The following is a 25,324-nucleotide window of genomic DNA, read 5'->3' as shown; positions in this document are numbered from 1 at the left end:
AGCTGATAGTTTTAGAAGGAACTTTTTGATAAAATATCAAAATTAAAACTGTCTCGCCCGCTTCGATTTTACCTAAAACAATCAAATTAATCAAATTTATGTCTCGATTAAGTATCAGATCGAACAAAAAAGCTCTGGGCTTTGTGCTGGGTTTATTAATTTTTGTCATTTTCATTCCCGGATGTTGGGCTTTAACAACTAATATCGCTCCCACACCAGTACCGCAAGTAGATAACACAGTAGCGGTGCGTGCCAATGTACAAAATACGTCAAATTCTCGCTCTTCTTTAGGAGTTGGGCTTAATGGTATTGCTGACTACTCCACACAATTACCCTTTTTAGATGCTTTCAAATCTTCTAGGCAATGGATAACTCAATGCGTTAGCGGACAACCAAACTGTAAAGGTGAATGGGATACAGAGGAGTATAATCTTTTAAATCTTGATAAAAATGGATGGGTGAAGTCTCTGCCATCGCCCGAAGAAGCTCCTAAATATACTAGGGTAAGTACGCTATTACTTAGGGAAATCCCCAATCGCTATCCTTCAGGGCAATATATTGTTACTTATGAGGGTGAAGGTGCGATCGAATATCAATTTGATGGAAAAAAAGATGAGGCTGCGTCGAAACCCGGCAGGGATATCATTAATGTAGATGCCACACAAGGGGGAGGCATAATGATTACAATTACTGCTACCGATCCCAATAAAACAGGGAACTATATCCGCAATATTAAAGTGGTTCGATCCCAAGATGAAGAGCTTTTTCAAAGTGGTGAAATATTTAATCCGCTGTTTATAGAAAAGATTAAAAAATTTAGGACCTTGCGTTTTATGGACTGGATGGATACAAATGGTTCTGAACAAAAAGAATGGTCAAACCGACCCAAACCAGAGAGTGTATCCTATGCTTACAGAGGAAATGTTCCCATAGAAGTTATGGTGAATTTAGCTAACAAAGTCCAAGCAGAACCCTGGTTTAATATGCCGCATCAGGCTACGGATGACTATATGACTAACTTTGCTAAAATGGTCAAAGATAGTTTAGATCCAAAGCTGAAAGTTAATGTAGAGTATTCTAATGAGGTTTGGAATTGGTCATTTCGACAATCGAATTATGCCTTGGAACAAGGTAAAGCGAGGTGGGGAGATAAAGGCGATGCTTTTATGCAATGGCACGGAATGCGTAGTGCTCAAATGTGCGATATCTGGAAAGGCGTCTTTGGGGATCAAAAGAATCGAGTTGTCTGCGTGTTAGGAACTCAAAGAGCTTGGAGAGAGTTAGGCAATTATGCTTTAGATTGTCCCTATTGGGTAGCTGAGGGTAATAAACCTTGTTATCAACACGGTATTGATGCCTTAGCCATAGGTGGATATTTTAGCGGAAACTTGGGCGGGAAAGAAAGTGTCAGCACAGTAGAGTCTTGGTTGAATGACGCAGATGGCGGGTTTGGCAAAGCTTTTAAGCAATTAAGAGAGGGTGGGTTACTTCCGGGCTTCAAAGATAGTTTGCCCGATGTTGATAATGACTTTAAATATTACTTAGGTGTGGCTCAAAAAAAAGGACTCAAGTTATTTGTTTACGAGGGGGGTCAACATATTGTAGGTATTCAAGGAGTTGAGAATAACGAAAAACTGACCAAGTTTTTTATGGAATTAAATAGGCGCCCAGAAATGTATGATATCTACACCCAATTACTAAATAGTTGGAAACAGGCTGGAGGCAGTCTTTTCATGCACTTTGTTGATGTGAGTTCATTTAGTAAGTGGGGAAGTTGGGGGGCTTTGGAGTATGTGGAACAAAAGGGTTCGCCTAAGTATGATGCTTTGATGGATTTTATTGATAAGAATCCTTGCTGGTGGGATGGGTGTGCTGTTGAGGGATGATCAGAAATTGGGGGCAATCAAGAATCCTTCGACACTTCCTCAAACTCTTCAGCATCCCCCGGCAAACCCGAACCCTCGCTACTCCTCAACCGGGGCGATTCCCCATTACTCGCACCCGCACCGTAAACCCCAGAATACCTATCCTCCAAACCCGAATCCCTTAGCGAAATCGCACTTCTTTGACTCGGCGACAATCTCTCTGTTGAACGGCGATTTGTCCCAGAAATCGGCGGCTTCCGAGTTAAAGTTTTCCAAGCAGCCTTAATCCCAGTCACCACGCTGCGAGTAGTTACCTGCACGTTTTGCGCCTGCTTTTTGGCGCTACCAATACTTCGATCGACCTGTTTGACAACCTCGCCCGCACTTTGTACTCCCTCGCTGACATCATCCGTCAACTCGCTAATTTCCAGCCCCGTCAACCGAATTGCCTCCAAAGTGGGCGGAAATTCGCGAGAAAGTGTGTCAGCGAGCTTTTCCACGCTGCGGGCCGCCCGTGCCAGCGCTTGCACCGCAGGTATTAAAGTCACTAAAACAGCAGTCAGGCTAACTGCCACTAGCAAAATTGAAAGTCCTAGCCAAAATATGGGATCACTCACTTGAATCTGGGATTGGGGGTTGAGAATTTCATGGCATTTAGCGGATGGGAGGGCGCGACGGGGGACTCACTTCAGATTCAGCTTCCGACAGGGTTTGGCGTTCCCGCTGAGTCGCTTCCAAACCTGCCGCGATCGCCTCTTTGAGTCTAATCAAAGTTTCGTCCCAATTCCGGATTGCAGTTTCAGAAAGTCGATCGGCCTGCAATTGCACGCTAGTCGATAAATCTTCCGCCAACTCCGGCAAAGCATCGGCCGATTTTTTCAATATCTGGCGCGTCTCCTTGCCCGGTCGCGGTGCCATCAGCAAGCCAGTCACCGCCCCGATCGCAGAACCCACAAGCAAACCGCCAATAAATAATCCTGAACGTTTAGTTGACATTTTTATAACTTCTCTCCATACACCAATTTTAGGGGCGTTTGCCCGATCGCAGCCCTTTACAAAGGTAGAAATATTGTTGAAAACCCTAGGGAGTCAGCACAGGCGGCAATTTTAGAATAGCTTACCTCAAACGTCGATCGCGCCTGGACCAAAGCATCCGTCCCAAACCCAGCAATCCCAAAAGTTGCTGAACTTGTTGCAGTTGCAATTCCAGTTGTTGATAACGTAGTCGCAGTTGCCGGGTACCTTGCTGCCTTTTACCAAGGAAATCCGGCGTCGTACTGAGGACATTGCTGCTACAGCGTTCGATTGCTGCGATCCGAAGTTCCAAACGTGCGATCGTCCGCCTGATTTTCCACACTCTCGCAGCGATATAAAAACAGACTACAGATATTAGTATATTGATAATTACAACAGCATTCAGCATTTATTACTTATTTTCAACTACTACTAAGATATTCCGCTTTTTGTGGCGGGCTATGAGCAACGGCCTACCAGATATATTGTAGGGAGACAACATTGTTGTGTCCTGAGCTCTGTTTTAAGGACACAACAATGTTTTGTCCTGAACTATGTGTCCCTCTCCCTAAGCGGGGTCAATTTTTAAGCCTGAGACATAGCAGGCAAACAAACCTTAGTACCGCCCAAACCGCAATAACCGTTCGGCTCTTTAGCAAGATACTGCTGATGATAGCTTTCTGCGTAATAAAACTCAGGAGCATCAATAATTTCAGTGGTAATCTTGCCGTAACCGGCAGCAGTCAAAGCCTGCTGGTAAGCATCGCGCGAAGCTTCAGCTAGCTGCTTTTGGCTGGCTGAATACGTGTAAATTCCCGATCGATACTGAGTACCAGAATCATTGCCCTGACGCATTCCTTGAGTAGGATTGTGACTTTCCCAAAAAACTTTGAGCAGCGTTTCGTAACTAATTACTTTGGGATCGAACACAACCAGAACTACTTCATTATGTCCCGTCATCCCGCTGCAAACTTCATTGTAAGTAGGATTCGGAGTAATCCCGGCCGCGTAGCCAACAGCCGTCGAAAAAACTCCATTTTGTTGCCAAAATTTGCGTTCTGCTCCCCAAAAACAGCCCAGGCCAAACAAGGCAGTCTCCATGCCGTTTGGAAAGGGAGGTTTGAGCGGATTGCCGTTAACAAAGTGAGTTGCCGGTACCGACATCGACTCTGCCCGCCCCGGCAAGGCCTCTTGGGGAGAGGGCAGGCTCGACTTTTTGCCAAATCCAAATAGCACCATAAGTTTGTGAGGGGATCTCTGATAAACGTCTTTACCTTACTTAATAATATCAGATGTATACTGAAAGTAGTGGCCCTCTTAAAGGTAGAAGGTAAAAACCCGAAGGCCGATTTTTTTTACGGAAGGTTTTTGGTGATACTGCTCACTGCCCACGCGGTTTTAAATCACATTAGGTAGTGTTTTATGTCACCAAAACACACCTAAAATATCACCTATTGTTGAGTTGTAAATCACGCGGATTTTAGGCAAAATAGCCGATTATTAAAGGTATGGTGTTGTAGTAGTTATTCAATACCATTTATTGGGAGTGTGTAGAAATGGGCGCTAAACCTTGCAGTCAACCTTTAAAATCTAATCCGTTTATTACTTACCGCGACCCAATTACAGGCAAGTGGATTGTGGTAAATCAGACTTTGCCCAAAGCAGCAGAACAAGCACAGCTAGCAGCAGCTTGAGTTTTCCTATTGATTTTTGACCTAAAAATTAACCATTCTTTCAAACTTTAGGACTTACGCAAAAAGTTATTGGACGCGCTACTTATATTCGTAAGGTGCTTACGTTACACATACCTAAGCACCTTACTTTGAAACATTTCTCATCTCTTTTTGCAGTTCCAAATACCGATAGAGATATTCCGAAACTATCCCGTGCAAAAACAAGTCGCGTGCCGCATTAAACGGACTGTTGGGCGCTAGCGGATGGCGGTTGACTATTACATGATTCCAGTCGCAATTTCCCCTAATCTCGCTGACGTACACTCCGAAGTTTTCATCTAACTGAAGCGACATCACTGCTCGCGCAAATTCGTCGCTAGTCAAACACAAAGAATAAAAAACTTTAAACAATTCGATCGCCGATTCTAAATCCAGAATTTTTAGCCATCTGCGTTTTTCAAAATCTATGGCAACTTCTACTGGTTGAATACTATCATAATTTATTCCCCGTTTTTTGACCACTTGCAACCAGTTAGGATTTGTCAGCATGGCCTGGTTGTAGTCCCAGACAAAGTTATAGAGAATTAAGTCGTGTTCGAGAAACGCATTGTCCGCTAAATCGTTCACAGTGCGCGGATAAAGCTTTGACTTTTCTATGTGGGTGTCGGGGCCGTTGTCAATCAAGAAGTTAATAATGTTGGAGCCGATGCAGATGTGTCGGACAATTAAATAACAAGCTTCTGGCGAGACAAAGTTATTTAGGAAAAATGCAGCCGATTTGTGCATTAAAGTGTAAGCGCGGAATTGAAATGGCAACAGGCGCTTTGTTGTCATAATTACCGCCAGCAACAAGTTAGCAATTACTTTGATCGGAATCAGCAAATAACTGCGAGTCCAGTTTTGCAAATCCCGGATCATGTAGGCTTTTGCCACTAAATCGACGGGAATAGATCGATCGCAAAACAGCACATCCCAAACATTCGGATCTCGGCGGTTGTAGGGTTTGGTAGCGTAAGGAATTTTTCGCTCATCTGGGAGATTTTCGGTATCTTGTTTTTGCAGCTTTTGCATTAACGAATTTCCTCCAATTGCAGCAAATATAAACGAGCAGTGACGCGAGCGGTTTTGACAATGCGGCGGGCAATATCATCTGTCATCCATTCGGCATTAATCAAAGTTTCCAGTTTAGCTAAATGCGACTCGTCATTAGATCCGTGATACGCTAAAAACGATACTTGTTCGTCTTGCAAACCGAGACTTTCTTTAATTTGTTTTGCCCACTTTCCCGCCAACCGATTGCCCAATCCTTCGATAATAAACATACTGCCAATTAAATCGACCGGATTTTCCCGCGATGCTTGGTGAAAGATAAAAGCTGATAGTGCTTCGCTGCCAATATTCTTATCATATTCCACAATTTTTGCCAATTCACCGCCCACAGAAACATAATTTTGTTCTAGCATTTGATAGTCGCGGTGTTCGTCTTGGGCATGGCCGATAAAAGTCGATCGCAGGCGAAAGTCACTCATGTTAGAAGCAGCGCGAGCAATCCAGCGAGCTCCCTCTACAACTTGCGGCCGGAGATTGCACAGCAAAGCTTGATAATCTTCTATTGTAAACTCTCCTCGGTACAATTTGCGGACAATAGGAACAGAACGAATTTCGCGATCGAACTTCAGCCAAATCCATGCTAACTCCCGCAACAAATAAGCTTGCGGAGAGTTGGGGTGTTCGGGTTTAACGCTTTCGAGAGGCGAAGCTTCGGGAACCTCATGAAAGTTAGAAATTTGAGAACTCATAGGCTTATGGGTATTTTCCACAGCAGTTAACATCATATATGCCGTTGTAAAGCGACCGCTTTCCGGGACAAAACAAAAGATTTTCTGTCCAGGCTGCAACTTGCCCGAATTGAACAATTCCTCTAACATTAAATAAATCGAGGCGCAGCCTGTATTTCCCCGACTGTATAAGTTAGTAAACCATTTTTCTTCAGGAATCATGCAGCCTGCTTGTTCCAGAAGTTCTACAATTTGCCCCCGGAAAAAGTGAGACGAATAGTGGCACAGCAGCCAGTCGATTTCCTGCGGACAAACTCTCCCGGCTTTAATCAGCCGCAGCCAACCTTCAACGCCTAATTTCATTACATTTTCCAGCAAGCGAATATTTTGCCGCAAGTCAAAAGCTCCCGCTGTGGCGGCATCGAGGTAGGAGGAATAATCCAACCAGCTTTTAGTGGAGGTTTCGTTGGCTAATCCTGAATACATACAAACAGGATAGGCGTTGGCGTGGGAAATTAGCTCAATCCATTCTATTTTTAAACTAATTCCTGTCGCGTTAGGATGGTTTTGGAGCAACAATGCTCCCGCACCGTCGGAGAGCATCCAGCGCAGAAATTCTGTATCGAAAGGCAGGGGTTTTCCGGCTTGCACTGAAGTCTTTGCTTCAAATTTGGTGTTTTTAAACAGGCGCGAGGGAAATTCGGAAGCGACGGCAATGGCGGTTTGTTTTTTGCCGAGTTCGATTTGAGAGGCGGCGTAATTTAAAGCACTAACTCCGGCACAGCAAACTCCTTGAGTTGACACTATTTCTAGGGGAGATAATTCGGAAAGTTCCCCGTGTACTGTGCTGGCAAATCCCGGTACTAATAAGTCTGGTAAAGTGGTAGCGCAGGCCAATAAGTCGATCGCCCCCGGTTCCAGATTTGACTGAGAAATCGCGTCACGGACGGCAAACGCTGCCATTTGGCTGTTAGAATATAGTGTTTGCTGCTGTTTGTCGATCGCGTAGTAGCGCTGTTGAATGCCGTTGCTGTTGAGAATTCGCTGCCTGACTCTCGAAGGGCGCGAGGCAATTTTGCCGAGATACTCTTCCATCTCATCGTTATTAATCGGTTCTCCCGGCAAAAACTTTCCCATCCGATTGATATAAGCACTGTACATGGCGTACACCTCTAAAGTTGCTAATTTACTCGGGTTCGTTCGTTTGTTAAATCAAGCCAGAAAATATCTAAAATTGATAATGCTTTGTGAAGCAGTGAACTTGCAAGGAGAAACCAGCTATCTTGTAGAGTCGCCGGAAATCAGGCAAGTTGAGCAACAGCGGCAACAAGTAATCTGAAGCGGGGTGAAGTTTATTGTAATTGAGCCAATATGTAACTAGAGTTCCTTCGCAGCTTCCCGACTGAAATGGATATTGCAAAACTAGATACTTGGTATTCTCCTTCTCAACGCCGCACGGCTGTTTCGCTGTTGATGAAACGAGTAGGCGTAACTCGCACTAGGGCTGAATGCTTTATCAGGCTTTGGGTGTACTTATCGGTGAAACAGCTTCAGGAAAGCCAGCCCCGTCTCAAACCACCGCTGGCGAAACTGGAAGTGCCAGCAACAGAAGTGCAGTGCACTCACCGGGAAGCCGCCGAACTATTTTACTGCGATTCCGATCGCGGGAGCGATCGCGCCGCCGGAATGATGTTAGATAAATTAGCAGCACTCGGATTAATCGCAAAACACTTTGATGGTAACGCTACGGCAATTCAAATTCAACCTGTTTCAGAAATTTTAGAGGCCGCCGAACCTCAAAAGCCTGTACAACTCCAATTAGATAATTTTGACCCCCGGTGCGACGCGATTCCGGTTGCCAATTTATTAGCCACCAATTACAACTGGATGAACCGAAACACTAACGCCGTCCCCCACAAAATTGCTAAAATCCTCCGGCTTTTTGCCAGTCAATACTCAAAGGGAATGCGAGTTTTGCGCCGCTCAGATAATCTCAATCCCGTCGGATTTTACTTACTTTATCCCACAGCTAGCGAATCTGAAGTAAATTTTTTTAATGCTGCTAGTAAAGGGCTTCATTTAAGTTCTATTTCCGATATCGATCCTTTCAAGATGGCGCTACCAGGAGATCTAAATTGCCAGTCAGTATTTGTCCGCAGTTGGATGATCGATCCGCAGTATTTGTCAGAATACCGCATTGCTTTTCTCGAAGACGCACAAAAAGTTTTAGGCGAAATGCAAACAGATTTTCCCAATCTTTGCGACTTGTACACCCTGATGATTCACCCCATGTACGAAAAACTGTGCCTGGCCTTGGGATTTCAGAAGACTAGCAGTGATAGTCAGTTATCTGTTTATTGGATGTATCTAGCATTGGATAGATTTTTAGCCCTGGAAATTAAGGAAGCATTGCTCAAACTGTAATAGATATCTGGTAAATAGCCAGCCAAGGGCAGGCAGGATGCCTACACCACAAGAGTTTTACTCGTTACTCGTTACCAGGCAGAGCCTGGTAACGGAGATCCACAGGCTCTGCCTCGAATTTTCGCAAGCAAGCGAGGCAGAGCCTCTGTACATCGGTTCCCAGGCAGAGCCTGGGCAACCAGTTAATCGCCGAATCATCTTGTTTATAAAACTTCCCGTCCCAAATAGGGTTGTAAGGCTTCCGGCACTTTTACAGTTCCGTCTGGCTGCTGGTAATTCTCCAAAATTGCCGCCATTGTGCGGCCCACAGCTAAACCGGAACCGTTGAGGGCGTGAACGAATTGAGTGCCTTTTTTACCCGCTTCTTTAAAGCGAATATTTGCCCGCCGCGCCTGAAAATCTGCGACGTTGGAACAACTGGAAATCTCGCGGTATTTGCCCGCAGATGGTAGCCACACCTCTAAATCGTAGGTTTTTGCCGCCGCGAAACCTAAGTCGCCGGTACACAGTGCGATCGCCCGATAAGGCAATTTCAGCGCCTGCAAAACTCCCTCAGCATCCTGCACTAACTTTTCGTGCTCTGCCTCGGAGGTACTTGGATGCACGAGTTTTACCAATTCAACTTTATTAAATTGGTGCAATCGAATTAATCCCCTCGTATCTTTGCCGTAACTGCCAGCTTCGCGCCGAAAACAAGGAGTATAAGAACAGTGATAAATTGGCAACTGTTCTGCTGTCAAAATTTCACCTCTGTACAAATTGACAACCGGAACTTCGGAAGTAGGAATTAACCACAAATCATCTTGGTCGCACTTGAAACTTTCTTCAGCAAATTTAGGTAATTGACCCGTAGCCGTGAGGGATTCAGTGTTAACTAAAAAGGGGGGAATTACTTCTACATAACCAGCTTTTGTGTGGCGATCGAGCATAAATTGAATTATCGCTCTTTCCAGGGCTGCCCCGGCTCCCATTAAGCTGACAAAGCGGGGCTGAGCGATTTTTACTGCCCGTTCAAAGTTGATAATTCCTAATTTTTCTCCGATTTCCCAGTGCGGTAAAATACCGGAATTTTGGGGTATGTATTCGTCTCCCCAGCGCCGGATTTCGACGTTTTCCTCTTCATTTTTGCCGATCGGCGTTGACGGACTCGGTAAGTTTGGCAGCGGTAGCAATAAAGCTTCTATTTGAGCTTTTAGGTCTTTTTCCTGTGCTTGCAGTTGGTTCGACTCGGTGCCGACTGCGTTGCCTTCTGCTTGCAGTTCCTGAACTTCGGGAGATTCGAGGGTTAAACCCGATTTTCTTTTTTGACCGATGAGTTTGGCAATTTCGTTGCTGCGGGCTTGCAGTTGCGATCGCTTGCCTTCCAACTCCCGCTGCTGTTTGTCTAATTGCAAAATCGGCTCGATTTCATAGTTACCTCCGCGCAGGTTGAGGCTTTCTTGCACGGCTTGCGGGTTTTCTCGGATTAATTTGAGGTCTAGCACAGATTTATTCTAAATCTTAAATTTTAGATCGGCTGGGACAAAACTACCTGATATAGAAGCTTTGTCAATCATTTGCGCCGTAAATTATAAGTTATTTTGATTGATAAATAAGTCGGGTGTCACCCATGAAGGGTGACACCCCACAAATGTCTGCTATACTTGCAAATATTAGTAGATGCACCCTGATAATTTTCTACCCCAGTCAGCGATGGCAGGGGTTTTTTGTTTTGTGGGATGAAATTGAAGTCCTGGACGCACTATCAGTCTAAAAAACCCGGTTTCTCGCGATTATCGTCTCAAATGAGGCAATTACGTCAAGAAACTGGGTTTTTGTGTCCCGGACTAGGTTACTAAAATATATTTCGTGTTAAAAGTTAAAGCCAGTGCGGAGCAACCAAACCCATTGAGTGTCGTTGCGGCTCTCATTCTCAGGATTAACAACGGCCCAAACACCAGGGGTAATGGAAATGTTGTCGTTGACCTGAAAGCGATAGAAGGCTTCAATGTGATAGGAAGTATCTCGCTCGCGGCGGACATTACTGCTCGTCACGCGACCTGGTAAACCCACCAAAATCCCGGGTAGGTTGCCTTCACCTCCCACATCTGGGAAACTGATCCCGATCGCTGCATACACAATATCGGCGCGATCGCCGCCGTCAACATTTAGCAAAACCACGCCACCTCTACCATCAGAAACGCTGCTAACACCGGAATTTTCTGCATTGGCGCGAGTATAAACGCCCCAACCGTGAACTTGCAACCGGGGAGCAAGGCGGTAGAATCCCTGTACGCCTACAGAATCACTAGATGTAGCAATATTGTCCCCAAACGGTCGCGCAGCCAGAAAACTGCCCGTACCGCCTGTAAGGTCGGCTTTACCGCTTGGCGCAAAGGTACGAGAATAGGCTACGCCAATTGCTCCGCGATCGCCTCGGTAGGCAAGCTGAACCAGAGCGTTGTACGAACCGTTGAATAAACCGTTACTTTGCTGCGAGAGATTGGGATTTCCGCCTACATAGCCCACAGTCAGGGTGAGGTTTTTGACGATCGTCCAGTTGACAGCAGCACCGCCACCTCCCCGGCGGTAGAGGGGATTGTATTGTCCGAACTTCGAGGGAATTCCCTCACTGTCGCTGGCGATCGTGGGAGGAGTCAGCAAATCCGTAATATCGGGATACCCAACACCTGTCGGGCCGACGGTCAGCGCCAGATTAGAGGTCAGCGGCGTTACATACAATACGTGAGGGACGGTGATTGTGTTATCGACATTGCCATCAAAGTTCAAGGCCGTCATATTTGTACCCGTCTCATCGGCAATGCTCCTGCCCAAGTTGCCGAATTCCAAACGGGTTCTCAGCATATCGCGACCGGTGAAGCTGGTTTCAAAATTTAATCGCCCCCGGTTGGCAACAATAGTGTTGGTGCGATCGCGCGAATCCCCAACACTGTTACCCGAGGTATCTGTTACCACCACGATAATTTCCGCATTCAGCTTCGTAGTAGTCGAGAACTGATTCGCTTCTAGTTCTGCTGTGCGTGCATCTAGAGCATCGACTCGACTCCGCAACACCGATAATTCTGTTGCAAATTCTGCTTGCAGCTTTTGGACGATCGCTAAATCTTCCCGAGTAATCAGGTTGGTTGTTCCTGCGGCAATTAGTTCGCTGACTCGATCGAGACAGCTATTCAATCCTGCTGCAAATTCGTACCGCGTCAGCGCGCGGTTTCCTCTGTAGGTGCCGTCCGGATAGCCGACAATGCAGCCGTAGCGCTCTACTAGAGATTGCAGCGCCTGAAACGCCCAGTCAGTCGGTTTTACATCCGAGAGTTGAGAAACAGAATTCACCTGCGCGAAGGGATCTTCTGCCAAGGTCTTTAACGGTTCAGGAGCAACTAATCTATCAATTGGTGCAGCAAAACTTGGGGATGATGTTAGTAGAAATACACCAGGCGTTCCCAGTATAAAAGCAGTAATCAGGTGAGGAAAATGCTGGATGTGCATAGGACAAAGCTCCGCATAAGGAACCGATCGACCGAATTAGCAATATTATTACGCTGCGCTTGAACCGGTGCGAACTTTGTCAATCGTCACTGCGATAATTATCACCAAACCTTTAACAACTAACTGCCAGAAGAAAGACACGTTCATGAGAGTTAGTCCATTGTTGAGCAGGGCAATAATTAAAGCCCCGAGCAAAGTACCCCAAATAGTACCAATTCCACCTGTGAAACTCGTTCCGCCCAAAATTACAGCAGCGATCGCGTCTAATTCGTAGCCTTGCCCCAACATTCCCGTAGCACTGTAGAGGCGCGACGCGCTCATAATTCCACCTAAACCAGAAAGCAACCCACTCACGCCATAGACAAATAACAGCACGCGACTCACCTTAATACCTGTCAATCGTGCTGCCCGAATGTTACCTCCCACAGCATAAATATGCCTCCCCAGAACAGTCCGCCGCAAGACAAACCAACTCGCTAAAACTGCGAGAAAAGCGATAATAACTAACCAGGGAATAGGGCCAACATAGCTGTTACCTACCCACGCAAAATTCAAATTTCTATTGATAACTGTAGTGCCGTTAGCTACTAAATAAGCAACTCCCCGTAAAGCAGTGTAAGAACCCAGGGTTACGATGAACGGAGGCAAACCTAAATAGGCAATTAGGGAGCCGTTAAGTAATCCTAAAAATACTCCGGCTATTAACGCAGCCGGTACGGCAAACCAACCCAGACCTGGAACTAAGGATACCAGTACCCCGACTACGGCAGTCACGCCCAAAATTGAGCCGACAGAAAGATCAATTCCGCCAGTCAAAATCACAAAAGTCATGCCGGTAGCTAGGACAATATTGATCGAGGCTTGCCGGATGACATTGATCAAATTTCCTACTGAAAGAAAGTTGGGCGTTACCAGGGAAAAAATTATACAGATGCCAACCAAAATCGGCAGGATACCGGCAACTTGGATGAAATTTTTCCAAGCTTGAGCTTTACTGGCTTTTTGGCGATCGCCCCCAGAATTTCTGTTCGTTTTTGTTTGCGTTTGACTCATGATTTTACTACCTCTTTTGCACCAGTGGCATAAGCCATAATGTTCTCTTGCGTAATTTTTTCCCCAGTCGATCCGCCTACTTCACCGACGAGGCTTCCTGCTCGCATCACTAAGACGCGATCGCTCATTCCCACAATTTCCGGCAACTCGCTGGAAATCATTAAAATACCTACACCCTTGGCTGCCAAATCGCTAATAATTCGATAAATTTCGCTTTTGGCGCCAATGTCCACACCCCGCGTCGGTTCATCTAGCAAAAGCACCTTTGGGTTGATAGCCAACCAACGCGCTAGCAGCAACTTCTGCTGGTTCCCCCCAGAAAGATCCATTGCCCTGATGCTCGGACTTGCAAGGCGAATCTGCAAATTATTAATAGCATCATTGACAATTTTTAACAGAAAATTTGAGTTAATAATGCCAGATTTTGCTTCTCGATCGAGGACATTCATGGTGATATTTTCACCCGAAGTTGCCTCCAAAAATAGTCCGAGAGCCTTGCGATCTTCGGGCACGTAAGCAATTCCGGCGGCCATTGCTTCATTGGGTGTTGAGACATTGAGAGGATGATTTTCGAGTTTTATTTCACCGCTTGTCTTTCGATCTGCCCCAAAAATTAGGCGGGCAAGTTCTGTTCTGCCGGCGCCAACTAAACCAGCTAAACCCAGAATTTCGCCCGCATGAAGTTGAAAAGTGGCAGGCTTTACTTTGCGGCCGTCGCTTAAATTTGTTACCTCAAGAACAACAGCACCTGGTGTTATTTGATGCTTGTTTTCGTACAAATCCTGTAAAGAACGACCCACCATCATTTCCACCAGGCGATTGGCAGAAATTTCGTGCTTTTCAAGAGAGCCAATATATCCGCCATCACGGATCACGCTCACGCGATCGGCAAGAGCATAAATCTCTTCCATCCGGTGGCTGATATAAATAATAGCAATGCCCTCATTCCGCAAACGGCGAACCACTTCAAAAAGCTTATCTGTTTCGCGATCTGAAAGTGCCGCTGTCGGCTCGTCCATCACTAAAATTCGGCTTTTATCTTTGAGTGCCCTAGCTATTTCCACTTGCTGCTGTTCGGCAATTGAAAGTGTGGAAACCAGGTCTCCAGCATCAAAACTTGCGTCGAGGTTTGTTAATACCTCAGCGGCCCTACGTCGCATTTCATCTTGGTCTAGAAATGTACCTCCTTTCTTCAGCTCGCTGCCCATAAAAATGTTTTCAGCAACTGTCAGATTGGGGGCGAGATTGAGTTCTTGATAAATAATCGCTATCCCTAAATTTCTGGCTTGACCGGGGTCTGTCATCTTAACAGCTTGACCGTCAATTTTGATTTCGCCTGCATCAGCTATGTAGGCTCCCGCCAGAATTTTCATCAGGGTACTTTTGCCCGCACCGTTTTCCCCCATGAGGGCGTGGACTTCGCCTGGGTAAACGGTGATATTTACATCGTGCAAGGCTGTAAAACCATGAAATGTTTTTGTAATACCTTGCATTTCGATCACGGGCTGAGTTTTAATTGAATCTTGAGTGCTATTTACCATCGCAACTACCGTAATTTTAGGCGAATTACAATTCGAGGTTTGCTAAATCAATTTGGGGAATTAATTGCAGGTATATCGGTAGGGTACGCATTGCCCACTTTACTCCTGTCAATAGCAAAATGACTACCAAAAAGAAGTTATTTCACAAACCAGTCGGTTGCCAGTAAGTCCTGGTTTATTCACTTGTCCAGCCTTTATGTTGATTGACGTTTTCGCGAGTAATCAGCGCGACTGGAATCAGAATGTTTGGATTGGCTGGCTTTTTTCCTTTCAGAATGTCGTTCCCGACTTCAACGGCTTTGGCTGCCATGCGAAATGGATCTTGAGCTGCTGTAGCCACAAATAAACTGTTGTTCTGCTTGAGCGCATCTAAAGCTTCAGGTGCACCATCGACTCCCACAATAAAGAACTCGCTCCTTTGTGCTTGCTTGGCTGCTAATTCTGCACCAATGGCACAGGGGTCATTAATTGCAAAAACAGCATCAATTTTTGGGAAGGAAGTAAGCAAATCGCTCATCACTCTTAACCCGCCATCGCGACTACCTTCTGCGTTCTGATCTTTGGAAAGAACTTTGAGATCGGGATATTTGGAGAACACACTCTGGCAACCCTGAACTCGCTCGACCACTGAAGCGACGGGAGGCCCGTTGATAATCACAACGCTGCCTTTTCCTTTCAAGCGATCGGCTATATATTGACAACTTACTTCGCCAGCTTGCACGTTATTTGAAGTAACTGTGGCATCAACGCCTCCCTCGGCGGCGGTATCAACTGCAATTATCGGAATTCCGGCTTGCTTGGCTTTTTCGACAGCCGGGGCAATGCCTTTGGTGTCAGCAGCATTGAGTACAATCATGCTGACATTAGAGGCAATAAAGTTTTCGATTTGATTAAATTGCTGATTTAAATCGTCGCCGCTGGAAACGAGAGTTGTCCTCACGTTTGCACCGCCGATTTTCTTGGCTGCGGCCTCAGCGCCCTTGCCAACTTGTACGAAGAATGGATTGCCGAGGTCACGGACTGCTACAGCAACTGATGAAAGTTCGGAGTTGCTTTTTTGCGTGCTGTTTTGAGCGTTCTGGGAAGCGGCGGTGCAACTTGCCAGAGTGCTGCTGAGTAGACTAAAAAGACTGAGTGCGATCGTTACTCGTTTCACCTCAAACTCCAATGAAGGCTCATTTGGAGAGAGTCGCTCGTCAATATGACGTTGCCAACCTAACATTAGCTTTGTTAGGTTTAAGCTCGAATACCTAATGTTTTAGGTGAGCGGCTTTTCTTTGTACATAATTGTACGAGATCGTGTTTATTTTCTGCTCGTAAAACTTTCTCACTCGGCTCGCTCGACTACTTTTGTAAACCGAAAAGATATGAATAGTCAAACTATCTCCTCGATGCCAAAATAATCAACGATATTGTTTTTTTTAATGCTTTATGAGCATTAAATTTTTTGCAAGTCGTGACAAAATTTTAGGAGAATATTTTCGACAAAATCTTTCAGAAAGGGCTTTTAAAACCTGGCCGAGTCATATTAAATTTAACTCTCTATGTTCCTGATGATAACAATTAAAAACTGCCTCTATATCTATCTTTGGATAGACAATACTTTTACCAAAGACTAAAGAGGCGAGACCCTCGATAAGTACCCCTTTGCTAATCTTCAGTCTGCTCAGACGCGCTGCGTCAACTCAATAAATCTTAAATTTTGGTTGGGGTAGGATATTGTAAAAAATCATTAAGTTTACCGTCAATTACGGTAGACTATAGTAAACTGAAAGCAAAGCCTCGCACTCACCGATGCAGCCTGTTAAAAAGCCCTAGTAAAAAAGCAGATAGTCGCTCAAAACCAACGGTGAAAGTAGGCGAGTCAAATATTTGCCTGTAAAACCTGCAAGTACAGTCATCTTGACATGGTGGAAAAGCTCTGGATAATGACGATCGCCCTTTTTTGCAAAGTCATTACTATACAGGAATAATTGTCTGCGCTGTTAATGGGTAAATCAGAAATGCGATCGACAAATTACGTGTTCTGTTTCCTAGAAATATTTGCCAGCGAAGGCGGCATTCAATCCTACGTTCAAGACCTTCTCAAAGCTTACCAGTCAATAACCGCAGGGACAAACTCACCGCCACAAGCTGAAGTTTTGCTGTTGCGAGATTCCCCAGACTGGAACAATCCTTACGAGTCAAAAAATCTGAAATTTTATTACATACAAACCGAGAATCCCTGGTTTGGTCGTCTTAAATTTGCTACAATATTACTAACTCGATTGCTGCAAAAACGACCGAAACGGGTTTTTTGCGGTCATATCAAACTCGCACCGCTGATTCAAACTTTATGCCTGCCACTGGGAATTCCCTACACAATTTTAACTTATGGCAAGGAAGTGTGGGAACCGCTTCCGCCCAAATATCAAACAGCAATGAGACAAGCTGACAGTATTTGGACTATTAGCAGGTACACGCGCGATCGCACTTGCGAAATTAACCAATTAAATCCCGAAAATTTCCAAATAGTGCCTTGTACTGTAGATGAAAATATATTTACCACTGGGCAGAAGCCACAGGATTTATTAGAGCAGTACAATTTGGTTGGTGCTAAAATATTGATGACTGTAGCCAGATTGCGATCGACGGATATTTACAAAGGCGTCGATGTCACAATTCAAGCTTTGCCACAAATAGCCAAAACTTTTCCGAATGTGAAATACTTAGTTATTGGCAGAGGAGACGATCGACCTAGATTAGCCAAACTCGCTGAAGATTTGGGAATTGCCGAAAGAGTAATATTTGCGGGTTTTGTACCGACAGAAAATTTAGCAGAACATTACCAGTTGGCCGATGCTTATGTAATGCCCTCCCAGGAAGGCTTCGGTATAGTTTATTTGGAAGCGCTGGCTTGCGGAGTACCCGTACTGGCGGGGGACGCGGACGGGTCTGCCGATCCACTGCAAGATGGTAAACTGGGGTGGCGAGTTCCTCACCGAGATTCAGCAGCAGTAGCGCTTGCTTGTGTGGAAATGCTGCGAGGAGAGGATAAAAGGTGCGATCGCCACTGGTTGAGAGAACAAACCCTGGCGATATTTAGTTTTGAATCCCTTTGTCAATCCTTACAAGGAATTTTGCAACCCTCTGGCTCAGATAAACTTATGCCGTAGAGAGCGGTTTATGGGTGTACAATGGGAAAATTAACTCGATCGACCGCCTGAATTTCTGAGTAGGATAGAGTTATGCCTACCTGCAAAGACACCAAAGGAGACCACAGTGAACCAAGGCACCCCCAAAATATCTTTCAAGCTACCCCGTATTAGCAATTGGTTGATACTGCTGGGCATCGCGTATTTGTTGGTGTCTATTGGTTTGGGGTGGATAGTTAAATCAGTGTTGATTTTAGTAGCTTTTTTGTTGTTGACGCCTGTGGTCGCATTTTTCGTGCTTCAGTGGTGGCTGAAACGCAATTTAATTGAGGACAATTGTCCCGTTTGTCAATACGAATTTACAGCTTTAAATCAAACTCAGTTTCAGTGTGCCAACTGTGGCGAACCTCTGAAAATAGAGGAAGGTCATTTTAGTCGCTTGACACCGCCCGGTACGATCGATGTTACCGCAGTAGAAGTATCATCGGTTCAACAGTTAGAAGATTAATTAGAAAGAATAGGGCATTGGGCATTGGGCGTTGGGCATTGGGCATTAGTTGGTTGTTATTGGTTATTTGTTACTTGTTACCTGTTATTTTTTATTTGTTACTTGTTACTTGTTGGTTCTAATAACCAATGCGCGATGCCCTATTTCCCAAATTACTTTTCCAACCGCACAGCATACCACTGTAAAAATTTTCCAGCCCCGACATCTAATTCACAATAAGTATCAATCAAATACTTGGCTTGAGCTTCCACGCCCGATATTTTATCAACGTCCTGCGGCAAATCTTCATGTTCCTCTATTAACAAGGCTTTCAGCTTTTCTAACAGTTCCGCCGCAGTCAAAAACTGCTCTGACTGGTTTGTTTCTAACACCACAAAGGTGTCTTCGTCATACAGTGACATAGTTTCAATGGTTGAGGTTAATTATTTCTAAAGTTTCGTACACTTAAGCGATCGAAAGTATAAACTCTTAATTACAATTTTTCAGCCCCGGGTCGATCGTGTTACAATTAAGCACCATCAGAATTCCTAGCGGATTACCGTTATTAACTTAGTTGTTAACCGAGTTGTCAACAGATCCGACACAGCATTTCTGAGGAGATTTGTCAAGTGCAAATTTGTCAAGTGTCAAATTGTCAAGAAATATTCGATCGGCTGTATCTAATTATAACTGGCACTATACATTCCCATGATCACATCTTCCACTTCAACCCCTGTTGCGCGCAAACCATCTAAATCAGAAGGTCTTAAAGAACGCAGCAACTATTTACGAGAACCCGTTGCGACTGAACTGTTACAAGAAACTACCCACTTCACCGAAGACGGGATTCAGATTCTCAAATTTCACGGCTCGTACCAGCAAGACAACCGCGACAATCGAGTTAAAGGACAAGAAAAAGACTATCAGTTCATGCTCCGCACCCGCAATCCCGGCGGGTTCACTCCGCCGCAATTATACTTAGCCTTAGACAAGCTATCTGAAGAATACGGCAACCACACGATCCGCGTTACAACGCGCCAAGGTTTCCAACTGCACGGGGTGTTGAAAAAAAATCTTAAAGCAGTGTTTTCCTCAATTATTAAAAATATGGGGTCAACCTTGGGAGCTTGCGGCGACTTGAACCGCAACGTCATGGCACCGCCTGCACCATACAAAAATCGCCCAGAATACAAGTATGCACTGGAATACGCCAACAATGTCGCCGATTTGCTAACGCCGCAAACCGGTGCTTATTACGAAATTTGGTTGGATGGCGAAAAAGCTGTTTCGGCTGAGGAAGACCCCGCAGTCAAGGCCGCGAGACAGAAAAACGGCAACGGCACAATCTTTAGCGACGACAAAGAAGAACCGATTTACGGCAGCCATTATATGCCGCGCAAGTTCAAGTGTTCCGTCACCGTGCCGGGAGACAATTCAATTGACTTGTACTCTCAGGATTTGAGCTTGGTGGTAATTACCAATGAAGCTGGCGAGTTGCAAGGTTTTGACGTGTTTGCTGGCGGCGGTTTGGGCCGTACTCACAATAAAGAAGAAACTTTTGCGCGGGTTGCTGACGAGATTTGCTATGTTGCCAAGGATGATGTTTACGATTTGGTCAAGGCAATTGTAGCAACCCAAAGAGATTACGGCGATCGCACAGACAGACGGCACGCGCGGCTGAAGTACCTGATTAACGACAAAGGTGTACAGTGGTTCCGCGAAAAAGTAGCCGAATATTTTGGCAAGCCGCTAGAAGCCTTTAAACCGCTGCCTGAATGGAAGTATTTTGATTTCTTGGGCTGGCACGAACAAGGAGACGGCAAGCTGTTTGTCGGCATTTCTGTGGATAATGGCCGGATCAAGGATGAAGGGTCGTTTCAGCTAAAAACGGCTTTGCGGGAAATTGTGCAGAAGTACAACTTGCCGATACTGGCGACGCCGCACCAAAACGTGCTGATTTACGATGTTTCGCCGGATATCAAACAGGAAATTCAGGGAATACTCGATCGATGCGGCATTCAGCGGGAAACTGCGATCGACCCCTTGGTGCGCTATGGGATGGCGTGTCCAGCAATGCCGACTTGCGGGTTAGCGATTACCGAATCTGAGCGCGTGATGCCGAGCATTTTAGAGCGGATTCGCGCACTTTTGACCAAAGTTGGCTTGGCAGACGAGCATTTGGTGGTGCGGATGACTGGTTGCCCAAATGGATGCGCCCGTCCTTATATGGCAGAATTGGGGTTTGTCGGGAGTTCCCCGGAATCCTACCAGATTTGGCTGGGCGGTTCTCCCGACCAAACGCGGCTGGCAAAACCCATTGAGGAAAAGCTGCACGTCAAGGATTTTGAAGCTTTTCTGGAGCCGATTTTTGTTTATTTCAAGCAAAAACGGCAACTGAACGAGAGTTTTGGCAATTTTTGCGATCGCGTCGGGTTAGAATCTATCCGTCAATTTGTAACCAACTACCAATCTGCTGACTCGATGACAACTGAGATTAATGAATTAGAAGTTACGTCTAGTAACGACGATGCAAATGAGACTGCCACTGCTGGCGGTGGTAAAGTCCGCCGTCGAATTAGCGTCCGCGATGAAATTTACAACGAGCTCAAGGAAGAAGCAGCCCGTCAGGGCAAGCCAATCACGCAGCTAGCTACAGAAGCGATTTCCACTTATTTAAAGAAGATTAAGGAGGAAGGATAAGCCGATTTTCGATTTTCGCTTTGTGATTTTCGATTGTATTCAATAGACTTCTGGCAAAAGTAATATAAAGGCAGAGCATTTGCAGAAAAAAACTTGAATTTGTAAAATAATTCCGGTTGTAGATGCTTTGCCTTTATTGTTTTTTGAACAGTTGAAACCCCGCCTGCCTATCTCCTCTCATTCTCTCTTCCTCTGCGTTCTCTGCGTTCTCTGCGGTTAAATAAAAAAATCTCTAATAGAAAACGAAGAATCCCAAATTCAATGCCTCAATTACAAAGATTAGCAATTACTGCCGCTCAAATTTGCGAGAGCCAAATCGACTTAACTAGAGAACAGCAACATTATTTAAATCGAGTGCTACGTTTGCAAGCGGGCGATCGATTTATTGCGATGGACGGACGGGGACATTGGTGGTTAGCAGTCCTAGAAGTACGGGAAACCGGGTTATTTGCCTCCATAACAGAGGAGATTGCTGTGAACAGGGAGCTACCCGTGGAAGTTACTTTGATGGCGGCATTGCCCAAAGGAAACGGCTTTGACGAGGTTGTGAGACAAGCGACGGAGTTGGGTGTGGCAAGTATTGTGCCGGTAACGAGCGATCGAACTTTGCTCAAACCAAGCGATCAAAAAGTTGAGCGGTGGAGAAGAATTGCTGCGGAGGCGGCGGAACAGTCGGAACGTCAAATTGTGCCGACGATTTTAGAGCCTGTTTCGTTTGATGTTGCTGTCAAAGATTGCGGTCAAAAATATCGATTTATTTGTGTGGCTCGCGGGGACAATCGCCATTTGTGGGATTGTTTAGCCGCTTTGGCTCCCCCCCAGTCCCCCTTAATAAGGGGGGAGCAAGATGGGGGAGAATTATCGATTGTCATAGCTATTGGCCCGGAGGGTGGATGGACTGAGGGTGAGGTGGAAAGGGCGATCGAATTTGGTTTTGAAGCTGTTTCTTTGGGGAGTAGAATTTTAAGAGCGGTGACAGCTCCGATTGTGGCTTTATCTTTAGTGGGTGCGGCATTTGAGAAGTGCTAATATCAACAAATAACAAAGAATTCATCAGATAGGTGGGTTGACGGGCAATGAAAATAGAGTTGAGGAAAGGTCGATCGCTCTTTTGGTCGATTCCCTACGGGATAGCTTCGCTTCACGCGCTTTTGGCAATTTTCGGTACAACATCAGTTTCTGCACAATCTCCGATTTTTCCCATTGCTCAACCGATTAATTGCGATCGCCCGCAAGGAGATGCACAAGTCAGAACTTGTATTCGGTTGAATTACGAAGCCTCGGATAAACGACTAAACGAGGTTTACAAACAACTAATTTCCCAATTGAGTGGCGAAGAGCGATCGCTACTTTCCGAAGCACAATTAGGGTGGATTAAGTTAAGAGATAAAACCTGTGAATTTGAAGTTTATAAAAATCGGGGCGGTACGGGTTATGGAGGTTTCCTCAGTGAATGTTTGGATCGCATGACTAAACAGCGCACTGCGGAATTAGAAAACTATTTAAAACAAAGATAAAATAGTAAGTACACCGTACAACACCTGACAATAATAAAGATAAACAAGTATTTATGAAAAGCCGATCGCCCTTCACCCTCACCCTCACCATCATCTCAGCAATTGTAACCACCATCGTCCCAGCAGTTTTCGCCCAGCGACAGCCATCAGCCAACGAAATATACATCGATAAAAATTGCCAGCGCAATCAGCAACTACCGCAACTTGAAAGATTCACTATTTTTAGCAGAAACGAATTTACAACTAACGGTCAAAACTACTGGTTCTACGCCGCCCGCTATCTAGACGGAGCCGTGCTTTTCTGTACCTCAAAACCCAACTTCAACCAACCTAAACCTCTAACTGCAAAACAAATACAATCCCAATTTATTGACAAAATACTCCGAGATCCCAACAACAAAACAGCCTTTGTTATCGCAGTCAGAGAAGGAAATGGACCCGAGACACCCGTGACAAATTACGGCTTAGAATTGAGCAATGTCGATCGACCAAAACTCACCTCCCTTTCCATCCTACAGCAGCGGGGAACCCTCCAAGACGGCGAACCCAGTGAACACACATTTCAAGGACGGGCCGGTCAATCTATTACGATCGACCTCAAAAGCAGAGCATTCGACCACAACATAGCACTGTTGGACACCAGCGGCAAAAATATTGCCCAAACACCAGGCAACTCCCAGAATCTCCGAGAGTCTCAAATCATCGTAAAATTACCTAGTAACGGCACTTATAAAATAGTTGTTAAAGGAGGCGATCGCACAAGCAAAGGTACTTACACATTAAGCATAAATTCCAATCAGCTTTAACTCAATTTAAACCAAGCGCTAAGCAAACTCAAAAACAGGTGTTTCCATCACCCTAATAGGTTTTCTATCTTCCCAAATCATCTTCGGCAAACGTTCCACCGTTTCAGGTGAAAAAAAACGCTCTCCCGTTTCCACACACGCTCTAGCAGGAAGATTTTCAATGATAATAAACTTACCATTGATTTCCAGGGTATAACTTACTTTTTCTTCCACCATTGTTTCTTGCCAAAAATCATTGTTCATTTTGATTGTTCTTTAACTTAAAATAAATCAAAATTTTCGTATTTGGTTCGTATAAAGTAATGCTTTTTACCAAAGGAGGAGATCAATAACTGCACTGAACGTGCAAAGGTCTATTGGCAATGGTCAAACCGAAAATCAAACAGCTTGGGCTATATTTGTCATCGGGATACTCTTCGATAACTTCACCAGCCATTATTGCTTCCCGGAGTTATTGCACCCTGATACGGCGAAGTATGCTTTGGTTTACGGCGTGTTGTGAAAGCTCAAAATCATTTTTGACAATTTTGACACGTATTTTTTTAATGATTGTCATAGTTTCATATCGTATCTATAAGTTAACACAAAAGCAAAAATTGTTAACCAGTGGCGGAACCAACCACACATCAGCCAATATAGAAACAACGCCATTTCCGCAACCGCCATGACAGACATCAACCAAATAGCCGCCGCCCTAGAGGGTAAAGACTACAAACAAGCTGCCCAACTCATCAAACAACTACAAAAAGAATCTCCCGAAAATCCGTGGGTACAATACTATATTGCCCGCTACTACGAACTCACCAACAATCTCGAAAAAGCCCAAACAAGCTACAAACAAATACTCCGCGACATCACCAACCCCAAAATCCTCTCCCAGACCCGCCAAGCTATTCAACGGATTGAAACCGCCCAACAAAACCTCCGCCAACAGGCCATAGAAACCGCCAAAAACGACCCCAGTAACCTCGAACCCGGACTCCTCATCCTCGAACCCGTGAGTCCCGAAAACAAAGCCGCAGCCGTACAAAATATCAGCAGAATCTTTAAAATCGACGCCTACACAACCCGGATGCAAATCCAAAGCCGCGGCTGGAGACTCTACAAAACTGGCCCCATCGCCGAACTCCGAATTTACGGTCAAGAACTCCTCAACGCCGGCATTCCCGTATTTTGGGCAAGCCTAAGCGATATTCAAAAAATCCAACTCTTCCGAGTGCAACACTTCCAGTCTCTTTCTTCCCCAGCCGTTGTTTGCAAAGATAAACTCGATCGACTCGGTGCGATCGAATTTAGCTGGTCAGAAGTTACCCAAAGAGTAGAAGGCCTGTTGCCGATGTTCATCGAAGTCATGGACTACTCCCCCAACCGAAGAAAGGAGCAATTTCGCCACAGAGAAATCAGGCAAGATTACGCTCAAATCTGTGACTTGCACATTCCCAGCAGAAACTGCATTCTGCGAATTTGCGACCAAAGTTACGAATTTCAACAAGGAGTTGACTTCACCAAAGCTTCAGCCGAAATCCCCACTTCACCGAATCATAAAAACAAAACATCGAGAGTCAAAAACTCTCAACAAATTCCTCAAAGTACCACCAGAATTAACTGGAATCACTTATTGGAAATATTCGATCGCCAGATTGACGTTACAGTTTGGTCAGAATTTACGCCCTTTGCCGAGACAGTGCTCGATTACACTAATATGTTGAGCAAGATCGAATCTCATATAGAAGTCGAGCGCAAATCCGAAACTCCTTGGGACTCAGCTTTTCAGCTATACAGCGGATTAGCTTTCCTCAGAAACCAAGAAAATAGGGAATAGAACAAATAGTTAAAATTAAAAATG

General features: G+C 45.1%; 25 protein-coding genes. 11 read left to right on the top strand and 14 right to left on the bottom strand.

The window, feature by feature from the left end:
* Nucleotides 1-98: 98 nt before the first annotated feature.
* Nucleotides 99-1,886, top strand: coding sequence for a cellulose-binding protein (locus QUB25_RS02730; protein WP_333181936.1), 1,788 nt, complete (start codon nucleotides 99-101; stop codon nucleotides 1,884-1,886).
* A 17-nt stretch (nucleotides 1,887-1,903) separates the two neighbouring features.
* Here QUB25_RS02730 and QUB25_RS02725 read toward each other — a convergent pair whose 3' ends face one another.
* From QUB25_RS02725 to msrA, 4 genes are all read right to left on the bottom strand, one after another.
* Nucleotides 1,904-2,482 carry a DUF948 domain-containing protein gene (locus tag QUB25_RS02725; protein ID WP_333181935.1) on the bottom strand — a complete coding sequence of 193 codons (579 nt, stop codon included), beginning with the start codon at nucleotides 2,480-2,482 and terminating at the stop codon, nucleotides 1,904-1,906.
* 37 nt (nucleotides 2,483-2,519) lie between these two features.
* Entirely contained in the window at nucleotides 2,520-2,861 is a 342-nt protein-coding gene (locus QUB25_RS02720; protein ID WP_333059922.1) for a YtxH domain-containing protein, read from the bottom strand.
* Between the two features lie 121 nt (nucleotides 2,862-2,982).
* Nucleotides 2,983-3,288: a hypothetical protein gene (locus QUB25_RS02715; RefSeq protein WP_333181934.1), complete on the bottom strand. Its 306-nt coding sequence runs from the start codon at nucleotides 3,286-3,288 to the stop codon at nucleotides 2,983-2,985.
* 176 nt (nucleotides 3,289-3,464) lie between these two features.
* Nucleotides 3,465-4,118, bottom strand: coding sequence for a peptide-methionine (S)-S-oxide reductase MsrA (gene msrA, locus QUB25_RS02710; protein ID WP_333059920.1), 654 nt, complete (start codon nucleotides 4,116-4,118; stop codon nucleotides 3,465-3,467).
* 317 nt (nucleotides 4,119-4,435) lie between these two features.
* Between msrA and QUB25_RS02705 the strand changes: the two genes are divergently transcribed.
* Complete coding sequence (locus QUB25_RS02705) at nucleotides 4,436-4,573, top strand: hypothetical protein (RefSeq protein ID WP_265236679.1); 138 nt, start codon at nucleotides 4,436-4,438, stop codon at nucleotides 4,571-4,573.
* 123 nt (nucleotides 4,574-4,696) lie between these two features.
* Here the strand turns inward: QUB25_RS02705 and QUB25_RS02700 are convergent, their stop codons facing one another.
* A complete protein-coding gene (locus QUB25_RS02700) occupies nucleotides 4,697-5,623 on the bottom strand; it encodes a DUF6999 family protein (protein WP_333181933.1) in 927 nt (308 codons plus the stop codon).
* Complete coding sequence (locus QUB25_RS02695; RefSeq protein WP_333181932.1) at nucleotides 5,623-7,491, bottom strand: 3-oxoacyl-[acyl-carrier-protein] synthase III C-terminal domain-containing protein; 1,869 nt, start codon at nucleotides 7,489-7,491, stop codon at nucleotides 5,623-5,625. Before QUB25_RS02695 ends, QUB25_RS02700 begins: the two co-directional genes overlap by 1 nt.
* On the opposite strand from QUB25_RS02695, the gene QUB25_RS02690 reads away from it, so the two are divergent.
* Together QUB25_RS02690 and QUB25_RS02685 are read left to right on the top strand one after the other, a co-directional pair.
* Complete coding sequence (locus QUB25_RS02690; protein WP_333181931.1) at nucleotides 7,490-7,669, top strand: hypothetical protein; 180 nt, start codon at nucleotides 7,490-7,492, stop codon at nucleotides 7,667-7,669. The genes QUB25_RS02695 and QUB25_RS02690 overlap by 2 nt on opposite strands.
* Before the next feature lie 68 nt (nucleotides 7,670-7,737).
* Nucleotides 7,738-8,754, top strand: coding sequence for a hypothetical protein (locus QUB25_RS02685; protein ID WP_333181930.1), 1,017 nt, complete (start codon nucleotides 7,738-7,740; stop codon nucleotides 8,752-8,754).
* A gap of 203 nt (nucleotides 8,755-8,957) precedes the next feature.
* Here QUB25_RS02685 and serS read toward each other — a convergent pair whose 3' ends face one another.
* From serS to QUB25_RS02660, 5 genes are all read right to left on the bottom strand, one after another.
* Nucleotides 8,958-10,238 carry a serine--tRNA ligase gene (gene serS, locus QUB25_RS02680; protein WP_333181929.1) on the bottom strand — a complete coding sequence of 427 codons (1,281 nt, stop codon included), beginning with the start codon at nucleotides 10,236-10,238 and terminating at the stop codon, nucleotides 8,958-8,960.
* A 367-nt stretch (nucleotides 10,239-10,605) separates the two neighbouring features.
* On the bottom strand, nucleotides 10,606-12,240 hold the full coding sequence (locus tag QUB25_RS02675) for an iron uptake porin (RefSeq protein WP_333181928.1): 1,635 nt from the start codon (nucleotides 12,238-12,240) through the stop codon (nucleotides 10,606-10,608).
* Between the two features lie 48 nt (nucleotides 12,241-12,288).
* The gene (locus QUB25_RS02670) at nucleotides 12,289-13,293 is read right to left on the bottom strand and encodes an ABC transporter permease subunit (protein ID WP_333134217.1); all 1,005 of its coding nucleotides are present in this window, start codon (nucleotides 13,291-13,293) and stop codon (nucleotides 12,289-12,291) included.
* Nucleotides 13,290-14,834, bottom strand: coding sequence for a sugar ABC transporter ATP-binding protein (locus tag QUB25_RS02665; RefSeq protein ID WP_333181927.1), 1,545 nt, complete (start codon nucleotides 14,832-14,834; stop codon nucleotides 13,290-13,292). Before QUB25_RS02665 ends, QUB25_RS02670 begins: the two co-directional genes overlap by 4 nt.
* A 175-nt stretch (nucleotides 14,835-15,009) precedes the next feature.
* Nucleotides 15,010-16,056 carry an ABC transporter substrate-binding protein gene (locus QUB25_RS02660; protein ID WP_333181926.1) on the bottom strand — a complete coding sequence of 349 codons (1,047 nt, stop codon included), beginning with the start codon at nucleotides 16,054-16,056 and terminating at the stop codon, nucleotides 15,010-15,012.
* A 766-nt stretch (nucleotides 16,057-16,822) separates the two neighbouring features.
* On the opposite strand from QUB25_RS02660, the gene QUB25_RS02655 reads away from it, so the two are divergent.
* Both QUB25_RS02655 and QUB25_RS02650 read left to right on the top strand, forming a co-directional pair.
* Entirely contained in the window at nucleotides 16,823-17,989 is a 1,167-nt protein-coding gene (locus QUB25_RS02655; protein WP_333181925.1) for a glycosyltransferase family 4 protein, read from the top strand.
* A 106-nt stretch (nucleotides 17,990-18,095) separates the two neighbouring features.
* Nucleotides 18,096-18,476, top strand: a complete 381-nt coding sequence (locus tag QUB25_RS02650; RefSeq protein WP_333181924.1) for a hypothetical protein — start codon at nucleotides 18,096-18,098, stop codon at nucleotides 18,474-18,476.
* A 152-nt stretch (nucleotides 18,477-18,628) separates the two neighbouring features.
* On the opposite strand, the gene QUB25_RS02645 is transcribed toward QUB25_RS02650, so the two are convergent.
* Nucleotides 18,629-18,877: a chlororespiratory reduction protein 7 gene (locus QUB25_RS02645; RefSeq protein ID WP_333181923.1), complete on the bottom strand. Its 249-nt coding sequence runs from the start codon at nucleotides 18,875-18,877 to the stop codon at nucleotides 18,629-18,631.
* Nucleotides 18,878-19,163: 286 nt separating this feature from the next.
* Between QUB25_RS02645 and sir the strand changes: the two genes are divergently transcribed.
* From sir to QUB25_RS02625, 4 genes are all read left to right on the top strand, one after another.
* Nucleotides 19,164-21,155 (top strand): sulfite reductase, ferredoxin dependent, encoded by a 1,992-nt coding sequence (sir, locus tag QUB25_RS02640; RefSeq protein WP_333181922.1) that lies wholly within the window; start codon nucleotides 19,164-19,166, stop codon nucleotides 21,153-21,155.
* Between the two features lie 261 nt (nucleotides 21,156-21,416).
* Nucleotides 21,417-22,184, top strand: coding sequence for a 16S rRNA (uracil(1498)-N(3))-methyltransferase (locus QUB25_RS02635; RefSeq protein WP_333181921.1), 768 nt, complete (start codon nucleotides 21,417-21,419; stop codon nucleotides 22,182-22,184).
* A gap of 47 nt (nucleotides 22,185-22,231) precedes the next feature.
* On the top strand, nucleotides 22,232-22,672 hold the full coding sequence (locus tag QUB25_RS02630; RefSeq protein WP_333058969.1) for a lysozyme inhibitor LprI family protein: 441 nt from the start codon (nucleotides 22,232-22,234) through the stop codon (nucleotides 22,670-22,672).
* Nucleotides 22,673-22,725: 53 nt separating this feature from the next.
* Nucleotides 22,726-23,478, top strand: coding sequence for a PPC domain-containing protein (locus QUB25_RS02625; RefSeq protein ID WP_333181920.1), 753 nt, complete (start codon nucleotides 22,726-22,728; stop codon nucleotides 23,476-23,478).
* 18 nt (nucleotides 23,479-23,496) lie between these two features.
* Here the strand turns inward: QUB25_RS02625 and QUB25_RS02620 are convergent, their stop codons facing one another.
* Nucleotides 23,497-23,721 (bottom strand): YgiT-type zinc finger protein, encoded by a 225-nt coding sequence (locus QUB25_RS02620; protein WP_333181919.1) that lies wholly within the window; start codon nucleotides 23,719-23,721, stop codon nucleotides 23,497-23,499.
* Nucleotides 23,722-23,803: 82 nt separating this feature from the next.
* Nucleotides 23,804-23,914 carry a DUF4258 domain-containing protein gene (locus tag QUB25_RS02615; protein ID WP_333058975.1) on the bottom strand — a complete coding sequence of 37 codons (111 nt, stop codon included), beginning with the start codon at nucleotides 23,912-23,914 and terminating at the stop codon, nucleotides 23,804-23,806.
* A gap of 228 nt (nucleotides 23,915-24,142) precedes the next feature.
* On the opposite strand from QUB25_RS02615, the gene QUB25_RS02610 reads away from it, so the two are divergent.
* Nucleotides 24,143-25,300, top strand: a complete 1,158-nt coding sequence (locus tag QUB25_RS02610; protein ID WP_333181918.1) for a tetratricopeptide repeat protein — start codon at nucleotides 24,143-24,145, stop codon at nucleotides 25,298-25,300.
* Nucleotides 25,301-25,324 lie beyond the last annotated feature (24 nt).

Source organism: Microcoleus sp. B3-D7, assembly GCF_036705305.1.
In the GTDB taxonomy this organism is placed as follows: Bacteria; Cyanobacteriota; Cyanobacteriia; order Cyanobacteriales; family Microcoleaceae; genus Microcoleus.
The sequence above is the reverse complement of the archived record's forward strand: the minus strand, read 5'-3'. Positions and strand labels throughout refer to the sequence as shown.

Bases quoted from the DNA above. Each gene is read 5' to 3' on its own strand.
- QUB25_RS02730 (WP_333181936.1), top strand. From the start codon at position 99: ATGTCTCGATTAAGTATCAGATCGAACAAAAAAGCTCTGGGCTTTGTG.
- QUB25_RS02720 (WP_333059922.1), bottom strand. From the start codon at position 2,861: ATGTCAACTAAACGTTCAGGATTATTTATTGGCGGTTTGCTTGTGGGT.
- QUB25_RS02715 (WP_333181934.1), bottom strand. From the start codon at position 3,288: ATGCTGAATGCTGTTGTAATTATCAATATACTAATATCTGTAGTCTGT.
- msrA (WP_333059920.1), bottom strand. From the start codon at position 4,118: ATGGTGCTATTTGGATTTGGCAAAAAGTCGAGCCTGCCCTCTCCCCAA.
- QUB25_RS02705 (WP_265236679.1), top strand. From the start codon at position 4,436: ATGGGCGCTAAACCTTGCAGTCAACCTTTAAAATCTAATCCGTTTATT.
- QUB25_RS02700 (WP_333181933.1), bottom strand. From the start codon at position 5,623: ATGCAAAAGCTGCAAAAACAAGATACCGAAAATCTCCCAGATGAGCGA.
- QUB25_RS02690 (WP_333181931.1), top strand. From the start codon at position 7,490: ATGGCGTACACCTCTAAAGTTGCTAATTTACTCGGGTTCGTTCGTTTG.
- QUB25_RS02695 (WP_333181932.1), bottom strand. From the start codon at position 7,491: ATGTACAGTGCTTATATCAATCGGATGGGAAAGTTTTTGCCGGGAGAA.
- QUB25_RS02685 (WP_333181930.1), top strand. From the start codon at position 7,738: ATGGATATTGCAAAACTAGATACTTGGTATTCTCCTTCTCAACGCCGC.
- QUB25_RS02675 (WP_333181928.1), bottom strand. From the start codon at position 12,240: ATGCACATCCAGCATTTTCCTCACCTGATTACTGCTTTTATACTGGGA.
- QUB25_RS02670 (WP_333134217.1), bottom strand. From the start codon at position 13,293: ATGAGTCAAACGCAAACAAAAACGAACAGAAATTCTGGGGGCGATCGC.
- QUB25_RS02665 (WP_333181927.1), bottom strand. From the start codon at position 14,834: ATGGTAAATAGCACTCAAGATTCAATTAAAACTCAGCCCGTGATCGAA.
- QUB25_RS02660 (WP_333181926.1), bottom strand. From the start codon at position 16,056: ATGTTAGGTTGGCAACGTCATATTGACGAGCGACTCTCTCCAAATGAG.
- QUB25_RS02655 (WP_333181925.1), top strand. From the start codon at position 16,823: ATGGGTAAATCAGAAATGCGATCGACAAATTACGTGTTCTGTTTCCTA.
- QUB25_RS02645 (WP_333181923.1), bottom strand. From the start codon at position 18,877: ATGTCACTGTATGACGAAGACACCTTTGTGGTGTTAGAAACAAACCAG.
- sir (WP_333181922.1), top strand. From the start codon at position 19,164: ATGATCACATCTTCCACTTCAACCCCTGTTGCGCGCAAACCATCTAAA.
- QUB25_RS02635 (WP_333181921.1), top strand. From the start codon at position 21,417: ATGCCTCAATTACAAAGATTAGCAATTACTGCCGCTCAAATTTGCGAG.
- QUB25_RS02630 (WP_333058969.1), top strand. From the start codon at position 22,232: ATGAAAATAGAGTTGAGGAAAGGTCGATCGCTCTTTTGGTCGATTCCC.
- QUB25_RS02625 (WP_333181920.1), top strand. From the start codon at position 22,726: ATGAAAAGCCGATCGCCCTTCACCCTCACCCTCACCATCATCTCAGCA.
- QUB25_RS02620 (WP_333181919.1), bottom strand. From the start codon at position 23,721: ATGAACAATGATTTTTGGCAAGAAACAATGGTGGAAGAAAAAGTAAGT.
- QUB25_RS02615 (WP_333058975.1), bottom strand. From the start codon at position 23,914: ATGGCTGGTGAAGTTATCGAAGAGTATCCCGATGACAAATATAGCCCA.
- QUB25_RS02610 (WP_333181918.1), top strand. From the start codon at position 24,143: ATGACAGACATCAACCAAATAGCCGCCGCCCTAGAGGGTAAAGACTAC.